General features: G+C 61.4%; 1 pseudogene. It reads right to left on the bottom strand.

Annotation, left to right across the window (positions count from 1 at the left end):
• Positions 1-236: pseudogene (locus tag QP381_RS09470) on the bottom strand (RNase J family beta-CASP ribonuclease); the annotation flags it as partial.

Genomic DNA, 236 nt, shown 5'->3' with positions numbered 1-236 from the left:
CCTTCGCATTGGCCTGGTGCACGACTTTTGCGCCCAGTCGAGTCAGGTCGTTGATGACCCGATAGACCGAGTTTTCATTGCCCGGGATCAGTGAGGAAGCGAACACCACAGTGTCGCCCGGTTCGATCGTGACGAATCGGTGCGATCCTACGCTCATGCGTGACAGCGCGGCCATCGGTTCGCCCTGCGAGCCGGTCGCCATGTAGACGCGCTGCTCTGGAGGCAGCTCCCCTATC

Origin of the sequence: Pauljensenia sp. UMB6358, from assembly GCF_030216865.1 — a bacterium.
Lineage (GTDB): Bacteria > Actinomycetota > Actinomycetes > Actinomycetales > Actinomycetaceae > Pauljensenia > Pauljensenia turicensis_A.
This window is presented reverse-complemented; position numbering and strand designations above follow the sequence as displayed.